We start from the raw sequence: 13,713 nt of genomic DNA, 5'->3' as shown, positions 1-13,713 counted from the left end.
AAGTTCCTCGACCACGACGACGGCGTCGCTCATACCGCCTCCGCCTCCGCCGTACTCGTCGGGCAGGTGCAATCCCAACAAACCGGCACCTCCGAGTTCTTTCCATAATTCTTCGATGTTGCCGCCGGATCGTCCACGTTCGATGAAGTACTGCGCCCCGTAGTGGGAGGCGATGCCCGCCACGGTTTCCCGAATTGCTTTGTGCTCTGCTGAGTCCTGAATCAGGCCCATGGCTACCTTCCGTCGAATTCGGGGCGGCGTTTTGCCGCGAAATCGTTGATGGCCTTGGCAGCGTCTTCGGTGTCGCCGGTGTCGCGCAATGCTTCTGTCTCGGCTTGCAGCTGTGTCGGCAAGTCGTTGCGCCACGTGTCGCGCAGCAGGGCACGCATCCTCGCGAACCCACGCGTGGGACCGCTGGCCAGTTCCCGCGCCACCGTTTCAGCTCGGCTTCGCAGTTCAGCGGCGGGCACGATCTCGTTGATCAGGCCCCATTGCAACGCCTCTGCGGCCTCGATCGGCCGGTTTCGCAGATAGGCTTCCGCGGCTCGGCGTGGACCGATCAGCCTCGGCAGGTGCCAGGTTCCGCCGCCGTCCCCGGAAAGGCCCAACGCGGCGAACGCGGTCACGAACCTGGTGCCCTCGGCAGCGATGACTAGATCGGCCGCATATACATAGCCAAGACCGCCGCCGGCGACGGCGCCGTGCGCGGCGGTGACGATGGGCGCGTCGATTCGGCTCAGGATGCGAAACGCTTCATGGAAAGGTGCGGTCATCTTTGCGAACAGCGTTCCGAATTGCTCGCCGGGGCCGGCCAGGAAGTGCTCAATGTCCCCGCCGACGGTCAGGGCCGGCCCGTTGCCGCAGATGAGCACCGCGCGGATCGAGTCGTCTTCCGCGATCCGATGTGCCACATCGAGGATTTCCTCGACCATCCGCATGTTGATCGCGTTGCGGACGTCCGGACGGTTCAGGCAAACGGTGGCGAGCCCGTCGGTGACCGAGTAGTCGATGGTCTGCAACGGCGCGCCGCCACCAAGGGCTTGCACCCAAGCGGCGCTGTCGGTCAGCTGTTCCAACGACGCGATGCGCCCATCCGCCGCGAAACCGATGAGATGGATGAATGCAGCATCCAACCGACGGCCCGAGGCGCGGCCCTCTCCGCGGTAATACCCGGCGACGAACAGCCGGCGGTCATCGACGAGGCGGAACTCTTCCGGCTGCACCTCGACCTTGTAGTGGCGTCCGATCGTCCACCACACGTCGCGCCGCATCGCCTCGGGTCCATCGTGACGTCCCCCCATGTCCAGCGGAAGGCCGTCGGTGACATGTCCGACGAAGTCGGGATGCAACAGCGTCATCAGCGCTTCGCGGTCGCCGGCGGCGAGTGCTCGGTAGAGCTGTTGGGCCGTCGACACGTTGGTGTCGAAGGTGTGATCAGCGCCCATAGCGCAGGATCCCCCCTCCGGTGCGGGTGGTGGTGCCATCGCTCACGATATCACCATTTTCTATTCCTTCTTAAATTCTTAGCCAGCTGGGTTGGCGGAACTCAGCTGTTGTACGAGACGAAACTTCTGCACTTTGCCTGTCGGCGTGGTGGGCAGATCGTCCGCACGGTAGAAGATCACTCGTTTGGGTACTTTGAACCTTGCGAGTTTGGCGCGGCAGGCGGCCAGCACATCGGCTTCCGTGAGCACCGCACCCGGGGCCGGAACGATGACGACACAACCGATCTCGCCCCAGCGTTCGTCGGGCAACCCGACCGCGAACACTTGACTGATTGCGTCGTGAGCGGCCAGGAGATCCTCAATCTCCTTCGGCATGACCAACTCTCCGCCGCTCTTGTAGAGTTCCTTGCTGCGGCCGGTAACTTGAAGGTAGCCATCGTTACGCACCACGCCGAGGTCGCCGGAGTGTAACCATTCGTGGCGCAGTGCCGTGGCGGTGTCATCCGGTCGATTCCAGTAGCCCAGCATCGTTGTCGGCCCGCGCGACACGAGTTCGCCTTCCTGGCCGGGCGGCAGCGCAGCGCCTGTTTCGGGGTGCACCGCACGGTATTGCACCAGTGCGTCGGCTCCGGGGATTCCCGCGGGGCCGGCCATTTTTGGGCGGCCCACCGTGTCGGAGGTCAGTTCCAGCGGGTCCTCGGGACGAGTCAGCGTCATCGCGCCTCCGCACTCGGTCATCCCGTAGCCGGTGACGATCTCGCTGACACCGAAGTCGGCCGCTATCTGCTGCCACAGCCAGATCGGCGCGGGCGCAGACCCGCACAAGATTGCCGTCAGCGAGCTCAGGTCGTAGTCGCCGCGCGCCGGGTGCTCGAGCATCGCTACCGCCATCGTCGGCACGCACAAGACGTCGGTGGCTCGGTGCCGTTGGATGCCTGCGAAGTAGCCCTCGGCGCTGAAGCTCGTTTGAGGGATGATCGCCCCGCCGACGAAGCCCACCGACAGCAGACCCTCGATGTAGCCGAACATGTGGTAGCACGGCAGCGAGAACAGGATCCGCCGACCGTTCTCATAGGCCCGGGTCAGCGCGGATGCGAAGGCGGTCCGCAACACGGCGTCATGAGATACCAGCACCCCTTTGGGCGACCCGGTCGTTCCGGAGGTGTACAGCATGTCGCCGGGCTCACACGGATCGATCCGGCGGCCGTCGCTCGCGCCGCGGTTCTGATCGCCCAGGGCGGCGAGACCTTCGACCGTTAGCGCGCCGGAACGCACGCGGCCATCGGTGTCCAGCACCACCACCATAGGGGGATCGGTTATAACATCAAGCGTCGCTTGGTAATCCAGGTCGGCGAAACCGGTCATCGTGATCGCGACACGGCATCCCGCATCCGACAGCACGAACCGCAACTCGTCGCTGCGGTAGAGATAGTTGAGTGGCACAGCGATCGCCCCAGCCCGGGCGATGGCGAACTTGATTGCCACGAACTCCGGGTAGTTCGCCATGATCATCGCCACCCGATCGCCCGATTGGACGCCCAGGGCTGCCAAACCATCTGCCAGGCGGTGTGATTGGGTCGCGACGTCGGCGTAGCTGAGCTCGCGGTCGTCGGTGAGCACCATCGGGCGTTCGCCATGGCGTTCGGCGCAGTCGTCCAGCCAGTCCGACAGAGTGCGGGGCCGCCACACCGAAAAACGCCGCCGTAGCTCGTCGCGGCGTGCGTCGATGTCTGCCGTCAGGGTCACCAAACCCCTAAGCCTCACCCCGCCAGCGGCTGTGCGACGGATCGAGCAGGCCGGCGAGACGTTCCTCCGGGAGCCAGATGATCGTCTCCAGCTCCAGCGCGTCCAGATAGCGCACGCGGCCGCTGCGCAGATCCTCCAAGCGCAGCCGAGGCGCGTTTCCCTCAACGTCGAATCGGACCGACACCTCGGCGAATTCATTGCCGACGACGGCGCCGACACCTGGAACGTCGAGGTCCTTGTTGCCGCCGAATTCGATCGTCATGACATTCCTCAGATCACAAAACCCAGCGTGGGAAGGGGTTGATCGTTGTCCACCAAAACCACCTTCTTGTATGCCAGGCGAAGACCGCTCTCATCGCGGCGGAGCCGGTAGGTGGTCCGGCCGCCCCAGAGCCGGCTACCCCGTGCACGCGACTCGATGGCCAGGAAGTTCGCGCCGACCTCGAGATCGACCCCGCCTACAGGATTGTCTCTGCCGCCGAGGAATTCGATGTTGGACAGCAGCCGACGCAGGTTCGACGGGGGAGCCTGCGCGTAGCGCTTGCCGGTACGCAACTGTTTCAACCTGGTCGAGATCCGGCTGCGGTTGTCGTAGATGACCGACATCTGGCGCTGTGGATCGCCGCCCTCACCGTCGATCGGCACCCAATACAGCGCGTCGTCGGTCCACAGCGCTTCCCATGCGTCATAGTCGCCCTCGTCGGCCAGCCGCGCCTCCCGGTAGAGGAACTGCTCAACTGTGTGGCGGTCGAAGTCGGCGGGCACCGGCCCAAGACCCGCGTCGGTCCCCACAGCCGCCGTCATGGCGACTCCATGAGTGATTTGTACTGTCGCCAAAAACCACGCATACCGGTCTCATCGGTGGCGCCACCTACCGTGAAACCATTCTCGTCAACTACCTCGCGGTTGAGCCCACGGCGCACGTCGAGCCACTCCGGTGTCAGTGATCCGAGTCCAGCTTGGTTGCGCTCATACATCTCGGTGTCGTCGGCGAGCAGCATGCCCGCCGGGCCCACCGATCCCACGCACTGGGAAACCATGCGGCGGTTGAGTTCACCTGCTCCAGCCAACTGCACTGCGGTCGAGTATTGGACGCATTCACCGACCGTGACCGGTTGAATGTTAAAGACCTGGATCTCGGCGATGAACAGGTTCGGGAAAACCATGACATGCGGGCCGCCCTCGATCAGGATGCGTTCTGCCTCCTCGCCGTATTTGGCTCGCATCGCCGCGACGTAATCGGCGACCCGGGACTCGGTGGTGCCGAACCAGCGCATCGGTTCCGCGAACTTGCGGAACTCCGGACGCAGATCGTTCTCGCTGTGCCCGTTGCCCAGGTCGCGGGTCACCGCCGTGGAGGCATCGCTGTAGAGCGGGCCAATGGTGCTGCCGGTCACTCCGAAGATCGATCCGTGCACGAATTGCGGGTGATACCCGTCGGTTTCGTTCTCAGCCAACAGTTTCCAGTTGGCTCCTGTCCGGTGCTGCAGCCATCCAGCGGTCAGTTCGACGCGGCCATCGGGGGACAACCGCACCAGCCGGTCGAGCTCGCCGGCTGCAGCGCCGAGGTGCTCCAGCAGCGTGGGGCCGTCGGTCGCGAAGCAGCCGAACACAAAGCCGTGGTAAGAGTCGACCCGCGGCACCCGCCCGAGGGCAAGGTCCAGCTTGCGCTGACCGTAGCCCTTGAAGAACGGGAAACCGACCAGTTCGCCGTCGTTGCGGTACGTCCAACCGTGGTAAGGGCAGCGAAATGCCGACGCATTGCCCTTGGCGTCGTTGCATACCTGGTTGCCCCGATGTGCGCAGCGATTCAGCAATAGATGCAGCACGCCGTCGCGGTCGCGGGTCATGATGACATCCTGCAGCCCGAGGCGTTTTCGCACGTAATCGCCGGGCTGGGCGACTTCGGTCTCGTGACCGACGAAAACCCAACTCCGACACCAGATTTTGTGCAGCTCCTCGGCGAAGATCGCCGGGTCGGTGTACAGCGAGCCGTGCACCTTGTCACGCTTGATCAGCCGGGCATACCGGCTGCCGGTGCCGGCGACCTGGTCGCTGACCGCGGTCATGGCTGTCCCCCGTGCTCGCTGCCGAAGACCGGCCGTCGTTTCTCCTTAAACGCGGCGACTCCCTCGGCGAAGTCATCGGTGTCGAAAAGCTCTGATTGGCAGCGGGCTTCGCGCTCGAGCAACTCGATCGGATCAATGGTGCCCGGATTGGCCAGCAACGCCTTAATCACGCCGTAGGCACGCCGCGGCCCCGCCGCCAGACGTCGGGCGTCGCAGCGCGCCGACTCCAAAGCGTGGCCAGGCTCCACAACTGCGTCGACGAGACCCAGCTCGAAAGCCTCCGCCGCGGAGATCGGCGCAGGCAGCAGCAGCATCTGCCGTGTCCGCGCCGCTCCAATGCGAGCCGGCAACGACACGAAGGCGCCCATGTCCCCGGCCAGGCCGATATTGGTGAAGGTGGTCGCGAACGTCGCGTCGCGCGCTGCCACCACCCGATCGCAGGCAGCGGCCAACGCAGTGCCCGCGCCGTATGCCGACCCTTCGACGGCCGCGAGTACCGGCTTTGGTGTGCCCCAGATGGCGCGAATGACGCGTTGCGCCAAATGCACTCGGTCCAGGGCGCGTTCGGCGGGCATGCGCTGCATGGTGGAGATGTCGCCACCGGAGCAGAACACCGGACCCGCTCCGGTCACGAGGATCACCCGGATACCCGGATCAGCGTCGGCGGACTCGATCGCCTCGGCCAGGGCGATGCGCAATTCGATGTCGATCGCGTTGCGCTTCTCCGGCCGATTGAGGGTGACGGTGCGCACCGCCGCGTCGTCGTCGATGAGTACCGGGCCGGCGGTCGTGGTGGTCATTGACCGTTGAACTTCGGTGGGCGGCGCTCGATAACCGCGCGCAGCCCTTCGAGCGCATCGTGGGTGCCGGATAATTCGGAGACCGTGCGCGACTCCTCGGCCAGCCGCTGCTCGACCGAGGCACCCAACCCGTTCCACACCAGGCGTTTGGTGGCCGAGAGGGCGAGATTCGGCGAGCTCGCCAAGCTGGTGGCGAGTTCTGTTGCGCGGGTGGATAGTTCGTCGTCGGGCACAGTTTCGGTGATCAGGCCGATCTCGCGCGCTTCGGTGGCTGACAAGGTGGGATTGAGCAGCAGCACGCGCAGTGCCTGGCGCAAACCGACGAGTTGGGTCAGCGTCACCGAAGACCCCCCATCGGGGGCCATCCCGACCCGTACCGCGCCGGAGAAGAATTTCGCCGACTCGGCGGCGACGACGATGTCGGAGGCGCAGACCAGGCCCAGCCCGCCCCCGCCCGCGGCGAAGCCCTGCACCGCCGTGACCACCGGTACGCGCAGCTGGATCAGCGCCGCCGTCGCCAACTGCAGCCAGGCCGTCGCCTCGCGCAGATACTGCGGCAGCTCGCTGCCCTTGGATTCGAAGGTGTGGATGTCGCCGCCCGCGCAGAAGTTCCGGCCTGCACCGGTGAGCAGCACCACCCGAACGGCGGCGTCCGCGTGGCACCGCAGGATGGCGTCGTGCAGCGCTTTTAGCAGCTCAACGTTGAGCCCATTGGATGCTTCCGGCCGGTTCAGGCGCAGCCGGGCGATGCCGTCGGAATCGACTTCCAGTGTCACGGGTGCGGCGTCGATGGCGGTCATGACGATGTACCTACCCGGCTGAACTCGTCGACTCCGTGCTTGGTGATGTGCGCGACGACGGCACTGATCTCGTCGTCCAGGCCGTCCGACAGCGACCGTTGCCTCGCTGCGCCAACCAACCTCTTGATCGCCGTCACCGCCGCGCGGTCGCGGCCGGCCAGCCGCGCCACGAACTGGTTGACACCCTCGTCGAAGTCCTGTGGCGCAAAGCTGCGGTACGCCAAACCAAGACGCACGGCATCCAGACCGCTCAGCCGGTCGCCGCTGAGCAGCAGACCGAGCGCGAGCTGACGTTCGACCAGGCGGGGCAGCCGCTGGGTGCTGCCGCCGCCGGGGATCATGCCGAAGTTGATGTGGTTGTCGGCAATCTTGGCGTCGTCGCTGACGATCACGATGTCGGCTGCCTGCATCAGCTCGAAGCCGCCGGCCATCGCGACACCCTCGACCGCAGCGATCACCGGAACGTCGACGGTCGAGATGGCATCACAGGCCCGGCGAAACGCATCGAAGAGCGTCCGCAACGATTCGGGGCCGGCGGATCTGAGTCGTTCGACCTCGGCGACATCGCCTCCGGCGCAGAAGCTTTTGCCCGCCCCACGAATGACGATCATGTTCACCGCCGGGTCGTGCGACAGGCCGCTCAGCGCATGTTCGAGTTCACGCGCGAGTTCGGTTGTTATCGCGTTCATGCGCTCGGGTCGGTTCAGTGTGATATGTCCGATGCCGTCGGCAATCGCGCGCTGGACGACGCTCACATGCAGTCCCATCCATTATTTCGCAGATTTCTAATCTAGGTTAAACTAATTCGTAGCCGGTCACAAGCAAAGAGGAGTCGATATGGATCTCGGGTTGGCAGACGCGCGGGTCGTCGTCACAGGAGGGGCTTCCAATATTGGACGCGGGATCGTGCACGCGTTTGCTGCGGAAGGCGCACGCATTGTGATCAACGACATCGATGCGCCGCAGGCTGAAAAGGTCCGTGCCGAAGCCAAAGGATTGGGCGCCGCCGAGGTCGATGTAGTGATCGCCGACCTGACCAAGCCCGGGGCGGCCGACGCCGCGGTCGACGCCGCCCAGACGGCATGGGGCGGGCTGGATGTTCTGGTGAACAATGCCGGCTGGAGCGTTCCGGGGTTAATCGCCACCGATACCGATTGGGACAAGTGGCAGCGGACCATCGAGATCAACTTGTTCTCGGCGATTGCCGCGACCCAAGCGGCGATACCCGTCATGAAAGAGGCCGGCGGCGGCGCGATCATGTTCATCGCCAGCGACGCGGCGTTCGGCCAGATCAGGCAGGGTGTTTACGGCGCGTCAAAGGCGGCCATGGTGGCGTTGGCCCGCACCACGGCGCGTGAACACGGCCGCCACGGCATCAGATCCAACGTCGTGTGCCCGGGCCTGGTGATCCCCGACGGACCCGAAGCGATTGGCGCATCCAGCCTGTGGGCCGTCGGACAGGATGCGGTTTTCAATCAGAAGCAGATCGACTTCATGCTGAAGGACACGCCACTTCGACGGCTGACCACCGCCGAGGACATCGGACGGGCGGTGATCTGGTTCAGCTCGCCGCAGGCGGCGCGCCAAGTGACGGGTCAGCTGATCTCGGTCAGCGGCGGTTACACGATGCCGTGACGCCGGCGGCTAGCTACTTGAGCTCAGACGACGAAAGGCCAAGCAGGCGGCGGGCAACCACCAGCTGCTGAATCTGCTGGGTCCCTTCGAAAATGTCCATGATCTTCGAGTCACGCGCCCACTTCTCCAGCAGCGCTTCCTCGGAATAGCCTGCAGTGCCGGCTAATTCGACGGCTTTGAGGGTGATGTCGCTGCCCACTCGGCCGGCCTTGGCCTTGGCCATCGACGCTTCTTTGGAGTTGGGGATCTTGTTGTCGGCTTGCCACGCCGAACGCAGCGTCAGCTGGTAGCTGGCTTCCCAGTCGGCCTCCATCCGCAGGAACTCGGCGGCGGGGGCGCTTTGCGCGTGCGACGGCTTGTCGTAGGAGATCTGCACGCCCGCGTTGGTCAGGATCTTGCGCAGCTCTTCTAGTGTGGCGCGGGCGATCCCGACGGCCATGGCCGCCACGACGGGCCGGGTGTTGTCGAAGGTCTCCATTACCCCGGCGAACCCCTTGCCGGGCTCGATTTCCGGGTTGCCCAGCAGGTTGTCTTTCGGGATGCGGGCGTTGTCGAACCGGATGACGGCCGTGTCGGAGCCCTTGATTCCGAGCTTGTTTTCCAGCCGCTCGACGGTGACACCAGGGTGTTCGCGCGGCACGATGAACGATTTGATCGCCGGGCGGCCCTTCGACTTGTCCAGCGTCGCCCACACCACGATGTGCGTGGCTCGCGAACCCGCGGTGACGAAGATCTTCTCGCCGTTGATCACGTATTCGTCGCCGTCCAGCTTGGCGGTGGTGGACACCGCTGCCGAATCGGACCCGAATCCTGGTTCGGTGATCGCCATCGCCGCCCAGACTTTGCCCAGACGCTGCAACTGTTCGTCGCTGGCCACGGCAGAGACTGCCGCGTTGCCCAGGCCCTGGTAGGGGATCGACAGCAGCATCGCCGCATCGCCCCAACTGGCTTCCATGGCTTGCAGCACCGCTGCCATGTTGCTGCCGTTGCGGTTTTCTTCCGCGCTTTCGCCGGCGCGAAGCCCGCCGGCTCCGGCCATGTCCAAGGTGTTCGATTCGGCGGCGCCCGCGAACAGGTCGGCCAGTGTGTCGAGCTCGACCGGGTAGGCGTGCTCTTTGATGTCGTATTTGCGGGCGATCGGCCGCATCATCTCCGCGGCACCCTGGTGTGCTTTGTCGATCACGGCGTGCATCTTGCGGGGCAGTTCCAAATTGATTGCCATGATTGGTCTTTCGGTTGTGAACTGAGTAACGACTTAGATAACGGCCTAGATAACTACAACGCCCTCGGCTATACCGATGGCCCGCAGGTCGCGGTACCAGCGCTCGACGGGGTGCTCCTTGGTGTAGCCGTGGCCGCCGAGCAGTTGCACGCCGTCCAGGCCGATCTGCATGCCTTTGTCGGCGCCCAGCCGCTTGGCCAGTGCGGCTTCGCGGGTGAACGGCAGGCCTTGTTCGGCGCGGGACGCCCCGCGCCAAGTGATCAACCGCAACCCGTCGAGTTCGATGGCGATGTTGGCGCACATGAACGCAACCGACTGTCGATGCGCAATGGGCTCGCCGAAGGCTTCGCGTTCCTTCACATAGGGGATGACGTAGTCGAGCACCGCGTGCGACGTCCCGACTGCCAGCGCCGCCCAGCCCAGCCGGGACAGCGCGATGGCTTCGGAGTAATCGTCGTGGCTGGCTCCTTCCCCGCTAGCGTCCTGGCCCAGCCGCGCGCTCACCGGTACCGAGACGTTGTCGAGCTCGACGCGGCCCAATGCGGCGGCGCGGATGCCCATGCTGGGATCGGCTTTCACCGTCAGGCCGGTGCTGGCGGATTCGACGATGAACAATGCGGGCTTGCCGTTGAGTTGGGCGGCGACGACGAACAGCTCAGCGTCGGCGGCTGCCGGGACCAACGACTTGACTCCATCGAGCCGGTAGCCGCTGGGCGTGCGCACCGCTGTGGTCTTCAGCGCTGTGGGATCGAACAGCGGCTGCGGCTCGGCGATGGCCACGCAGGCTTGCGGGACGTTCTCGCCGGCGAATGCCGTCAGATAGGTAGCCTGCTGGTCGGCGCTACCCCAGTGGGTGAGTGCGGCCGCTACTCCGGCCGGGGCCAGGATCGGCAGGGCCAGGCCCATGTCGCCGTAGGCCAGCGCCTCGGCGACCAGCACGTTGGTGACGCTGGATCGCTCAGCGGCGATGCCGTCGAAATCTTCGGGAACGTTGACCGCAGTGATCCCCAACTCCGCGGCCTTGGCGACCAGATCCTGGGGATAGGTCGTTGCTTCGTCGGCGTCGTGCGCCGCGGGACGCAAAATCTCTTCGGCGAATTGCTCGACGGTCTCGACGATGAGTTTCTGGTCGTCGTCCGGGGTCAGATCGAAGTAGTCCTTGCCGCTGGTCTTCAGCCGGGTCGGTCCGCCGCGCAGACCTTGAACGCGCTTGAACTGACGGCTGGTGGCCCCGGCGGTGGAGAACACCGTCTTGACGCCGTAGCGCAATGACCGGTTGAGCGGATCGCGCAGGTTGTATTTGTCCAGGAATTCCTGGCCCACGATGGGGGTCAGCAGGCCCAGCGCAACGTCGATGCCGGTGCGCTTGTGCTTGTACTCGCCGACGGCGGTTTTGCGACCAGCGCGTTTCTTGCGCGGTTTCGAGCCGTTTGTCGAAGCGACAGTATTTGTCATGTCAGCAGCCTCGGTTGTTGGGGCAGTGCGGATAACTGTATCTTACTCCGGAGTAAGGTAGGCTGTTAAGTACTTCACACCGGCTACCCGGCGGAAAGCCTGCTCAATACCTCGTCGTGCAGCAGCCCGTTGGTCGCCACCGCGCTGCCGCCGTGCGGCCCCACGGTGCCGTCGAGGCCGGTGAACGTCCCGCCGGCCTCGCGCACCAGGATGTCCAGCGGCGCCAGATCCCACACCGACACCTCCGGCTCGGCGGCAATGTCAACGGCCCCCTCGGCCACTAGGCAGTAGGACAGGAAGTCGCCATAGGCGCGCACCCGCCACACCGCATCGGTCAGCTCGACGAAGCGTTCCCTTAAGCCCAGCTGGGCCCACCCAGACAGGCTGGAGAACGACAAGCTGGCCGAATTCAGTTGCGCCACTGAGGAAACCGAGAGCCGTCGAGCCGGGGCAGTGCCGACCGCGGTGAACGCGCCTGCCCCGCTGGCGGCCCACCATCGGCGCTGTAGCGCGGGCGCGCTGATCACCCCGACGCAAGGCACGCCGTCGTCGAGCAACGCGATCAGGCTGGCCCACACCGGCACGCCCCGTACGAAGTTCTTGGTGCCGTCGATCGGGTCGATGATCCATTGCCGGCCGGCCAAAGTCGTTGACCCGCCGAACTCTTCACCAAGAATGCTGTCGTCAGGCCGGACTCTCGCGAGCGTCTCACGTAAACCGGTTTCGACAGCGCGATCCGCGTCGCTCACCGGCGTCAGGTCCGGTTTGGTGTCGACCTGTAGGTCCAGCGCCCCGAAGCGGGCCAGCGTCACGGCGTCGGCCTGGTCGGCCAGGGTTAACGCCACCGCGAGGTCGTCGGGGCGCGTCATGAATGAAGTCCTACCATGGCGGCGTGTGGGAATTCCTCACGCTGCTGTTGCTCGTCGCGATTCTCGCGGCGTTCCTGGCTCCGCGGCTGATGCGTCGCGCCCCACGCGGGGACGCGCTCAGCGGCACGCTGTTAGTCACCGGTGTCAGCCCGCGGCCTGACGTCACCGGCGAGCAGTACGTCACGATCACCGGTGTCATCGACGGACCAACTCTCAATGAGTACACCGTCTATCAACGGATGGTCGTCAACGTCGACAACTGGCCGACCGTGGGCGATTTAAAGCCGGTGGTGTACTCGCAGCGGAATCCCGACAACTGGGCGTTCGCACCACCCGACAACTAGATCCAGCGGCCGATCAGCCGTGGCTGATATGTAGCAATTTGGCCAGGCTCGGCAGTTTGACGCGCGGCCGCCCGTGCGGCTCCCCGGTCGATCGCTCATGCTCGTCGATCAGCTTCCAGTGCGCGGAGGTGACCAGCTTCGGCTGGCGGGACTCGAGCCACTCGGCGAGTTTGTCGCCGTGGTCGTCGGGGAAGTCCGACAGCTCTTTCGCGTCGGTCAGATCCGCGATCAGAGTGTCGACCGTCTCCTGGGAGTCCTTTTTGTTCGTGCCGATCACACCGCTTGGCCCGCGCTTGATCCAGCCGACGACGTATTCGTTGCGACGGCCCTCCACCCGACCGTGGCTATGCGGGATGGTCGCACTTTTCTCGTCGAACGGCAGACCCGGAGTGGGCACACCGCGATAGCCCACCGACCGCACGACCAGCTGAACCGGCAGTTCCTCGCGGTCGCCGGTGTCCTTGGCCGCGACCCGTCCATTCTCGTCGGTGACTAGCTCGTTGCGGCCGAGCACGATGCTTTCGACTCTTTTCTCGCCCTTGATCTCGATCGGCGAAGTCAAGAATCGGAACACCATCCGTCGGTGTCCCGGACGCGGCTCTTGGCCGGCTCGGGTGGCATAGCCGCGCAACACCTTGATGTTCAGTTTGCACACCTTGCCCGCCGCCTCGAGGTCCTCGTCGGTAATGCCTTCCAGGTCGGCGGGGTCAACGATCACGTCAAGGCCTTCGAGGTCTGCCAGTTCCCGCAGCTCCAGCGTGGTGAACGCGGATTGCAGCGGTCCACGCCGGCCGATGATCACCACTTCCTCCACGCCGCGGGGGCGCAGCGATTCCAGGGCGTGGTCGGCGATATCGGTTTCTGCCAGCACATCGGGGTCAGTGACGAGGATGCGCGCGACGTCGAGTGCGACATTGCCGTTGCCCACGACGACGGCTCGGGCGCCCGACAGGTCAGGCGTTGTGTGCTCAAAGTGCGGGTGGGCGTTGTACCAGCCCACGAAGTCGACCGCGGCGACGCTGCCCCGCAATTCTTCGCCGGGGATGTTCAAGGATCGATCGGACTGGGTCCCGATCGCATAGACCACCGCGTCGTAGCGTTCGGCAAGTTCGGCGGGTTCGACGTGCTCGCCTATGGCGATGTTGCCGAAGAAGCGGAAGCGCGGGTCTTCGGCAGTGTTCTCGAACTGCTTGCTGATCGACTTGATTTTCGGATGGTCCGGCGCGACGCCCGAGCGCACCAGACCCCACGGTGTGGGCAGCATCTCCAGCATGTCGACGGCGACGTCGAAGTCTCCAGCGTCCTTAGACTCGTCGGCGGCTTTCAGC

The 13,713-nt window shown here is 65.0% G+C and carries 15 protein-coding genes; 2 read left to right on the top strand and 13 right to left on the bottom strand.

Going from position 1 to position 13,713, the window contains the following annotated elements; all coding sequences use genetic code 11:
- The 9 genes from WAN71_RS23485 to WAN71_RS23445 form a co-directional block, all read right to left on the bottom strand.
- On the bottom strand, window positions 1-231 hold a 231-nt coding region (locus WAN71_RS23485), incomplete at its 3' end, for an acyl-CoA dehydrogenase family protein (protein ID WP_422227627.1).
- A gap of 2 nt (window positions 232-233) precedes the next feature.
- Window positions 234-1,445: an enoyl-CoA hydratase-related protein gene (locus WAN71_RS23480; RefSeq protein ID WP_422227626.1), complete on the bottom strand. Its 1,212-nt coding sequence runs from the start codon at window positions 1,443-1,445 to the stop codon at window positions 234-236.
- Between the two features lie 78 nt (window positions 1,446-1,523).
- On the bottom strand, window positions 1,524-3,191 hold the full coding sequence (locus tag WAN71_RS23475) for a class I adenylate-forming enzyme family protein (RefSeq protein WP_422227625.1): 1,668 nt from the start codon (window positions 3,189-3,191) through the stop codon (window positions 1,524-1,526).
- Between the two features lie 7 nt (window positions 3,192-3,198).
- A complete protein-coding gene (locus WAN71_RS23470) occupies window positions 3,199-3,453 on the bottom strand; it encodes a hypothetical protein (protein WP_422227624.1) in 255 nt (84 codons plus the stop codon).
- 8 nt (window positions 3,454-3,461) lie between these two features.
- Window positions 3,462-3,995 (bottom strand): aromatic-ring-hydroxylating dioxygenase subunit beta, encoded by a 534-nt coding sequence (locus tag WAN71_RS23465; protein ID WP_422227623.1) that lies wholly within the window; start codon window positions 3,993-3,995, stop codon window positions 3,462-3,464.
- Window positions 3,992-5,260, bottom strand: a complete 1,269-nt coding sequence (locus WAN71_RS23460) for an aromatic ring-hydroxylating oxygenase subunit alpha (RefSeq protein ID WP_422227622.1) — start codon at window positions 5,258-5,260, stop codon at window positions 3,992-3,994. The genes WAN71_RS23465 and WAN71_RS23460 overlap by 4 nt, the downstream gene beginning before the upstream one ends.
- Window positions 5,257-6,060, bottom strand: coding sequence for an enoyl-CoA hydratase/isomerase family protein (locus tag WAN71_RS23455; protein WP_422227621.1), 804 nt, complete (start codon window positions 6,058-6,060; stop codon window positions 5,257-5,259). The genes WAN71_RS23460 and WAN71_RS23455 overlap by 4 nt, the downstream gene beginning before the upstream one ends.
- On the bottom strand, window positions 6,057-6,860 hold the full coding sequence (locus WAN71_RS23450) for an enoyl-CoA hydratase/isomerase family protein (protein ID WP_422227620.1): 804 nt from the start codon (window positions 6,858-6,860) through the stop codon (window positions 6,057-6,059). Before WAN71_RS23450 ends, WAN71_RS23455 begins: the two co-directional genes overlap by 4 nt.
- A complete protein-coding gene (locus WAN71_RS23445; protein WP_422227629.1) occupies window positions 6,857-7,615 on the bottom strand; it encodes an enoyl-CoA hydratase/isomerase family protein in 759 nt (252 codons plus the stop codon). The genes WAN71_RS23450 and WAN71_RS23445 overlap by 4 nt, the downstream gene beginning before the upstream one ends.
- Window positions 7,616-7,697: 82 nt before the next feature.
- On the opposite strand from WAN71_RS23445, the gene WAN71_RS23440 reads away from it, so the two are divergent.
- Window positions 7,698-8,495: an SDR family NAD(P)-dependent oxidoreductase gene (locus WAN71_RS23440; protein ID WP_422227619.1), complete on the top strand. Its 798-nt coding sequence runs from the start codon at window positions 7,698-7,700 to the stop codon at window positions 8,493-8,495.
- Between the two features lie 13 nt (window positions 8,496-8,508).
- Here the strand turns inward: WAN71_RS23440 and WAN71_RS23435 are convergent, their stop codons facing one another.
- The 3 genes from WAN71_RS23435 to hisN all read right to left on the bottom strand — a co-directional run bounded on the left by WAN71_RS23435 (window position 8,509) and on the right by hisN (window position 12,041).
- A complete protein-coding gene (locus WAN71_RS23435; protein WP_422227618.1) occupies window positions 8,509-9,717 on the bottom strand; it encodes an acyl-CoA dehydrogenase family protein in 1,209 nt (402 codons plus the stop codon).
- A gap of 45 nt (window positions 9,718-9,762) precedes the next feature.
- Entirely contained in the window at window positions 9,763-11,172 is a 1,410-nt protein-coding gene (locus tag WAN71_RS23430; RefSeq protein ID WP_422227617.1) for an acyl-CoA dehydrogenase family protein, read from the bottom strand.
- An 83-nt stretch (window positions 11,173-11,255) separates the two neighbouring features.
- On the bottom strand, window positions 11,256-12,041 hold the full coding sequence (gene hisN / locus WAN71_RS23425) for a histidinol-phosphatase (RefSeq protein WP_422227616.1): 786 nt from the start codon (window positions 12,039-12,041) through the stop codon (window positions 11,256-11,258).
- Between the two features lie 23 nt (window positions 12,042-12,064).
- On the opposite strand from hisN, the gene WAN71_RS23420 reads away from it, so the two are divergent.
- Window positions 12,065-12,385: a hypothetical protein gene (locus tag WAN71_RS23420; RefSeq protein ID WP_422227628.1), complete on the top strand. Its 321-nt coding sequence runs from the start codon at window positions 12,065-12,067 to the stop codon at window positions 12,383-12,385.
- A gap of 13 nt (window positions 12,386-12,398) precedes the next feature.
- Here WAN71_RS23420 and WAN71_RS23415 read toward each other — a convergent pair.
- Window positions 12,399-13,713: NADP oxidoreductase (locus WAN71_RS23415; RefSeq protein WP_422227615.1), on the bottom strand; the 1,315-nt coding region annotated here is incomplete at its 5' end.

Origin of the sequence: Mycobacterium sp., from assembly GCF_049280035.1 — a bacterium.
Classification (GTDB): Bacteria; Actinomycetota; Actinomycetes; order Mycobacteriales; family Mycobacteriaceae; genus Mycobacterium.
The sequence above is the reverse complement of the archived record's forward strand: the minus strand, read 5'-3'. Positions and strand labels throughout refer to the sequence as shown.

What these genes read in the sequence shown, in the direction of transcription:
- WAN71_RS23480 (WP_422227626.1), bottom strand. Translation starts at nt 1,445, where the DNA reads ATGGGCGCTGATCACACCTTCGACACCAACGTGTCGACGGCCCAACAG.
- WAN71_RS23470 (WP_422227624.1), bottom strand. Translation starts at nt 3,453, where the DNA reads ATGACGATCGAATTCGGCGGCAACAAGGACCTCGACGTTCCAGGTGTC.
- WAN71_RS23465 (WP_422227623.1), bottom strand. Translation starts at nt 3,995, where the DNA reads ATGACGGCGGCTGTGGGGACCGACGCGGGTCTTGGGCCGGTGCCCGCC.
- WAN71_RS23460 (WP_422227622.1), bottom strand. Translation starts at nt 5,260, where the DNA reads ATGACCGCGGTCAGCGACCAGGTCGCCGGCACCGGCAGCCGGTATGCC.
- WAN71_RS23455 (WP_422227621.1), bottom strand. Translation starts at nt 6,060, where the DNA reads ATGACCACCACGACCGCCGGCCCGGTACTCATCGACGACGACGCGGCG.
- WAN71_RS23450 (WP_422227620.1), bottom strand. Translation starts at nt 6,860, where the DNA reads ATGACCGCCATCGACGCCGCACCCGTGACACTGGAAGTCGATTCCGAC.
- WAN71_RS23440 (WP_422227619.1), top strand. Translation starts at nt 7,698, where the DNA reads ATGGATCTCGGGTTGGCAGACGCGCGGGTCGTCGTCACAGGAGGGGCT.
- WAN71_RS23435 (WP_422227618.1), bottom strand. Translation starts at nt 9,717, where the DNA reads ATGGCAATCAATTTGGAACTGCCCCGCAAGATGCACGCCGTGATCGAC.
- WAN71_RS23430 (WP_422227617.1), bottom strand. Translation starts at nt 11,172, where the DNA reads ATGACAAATACTGTCGCTTCGACAAACGGCTCGAAACCGCGCAAGAAA.
- hisN (WP_422227616.1), bottom strand. Translation starts at nt 12,041, where the DNA reads ATGACGCGCCCCGACGACCTCGCGGTGGCGTTAACCCTGGCCGACCAG.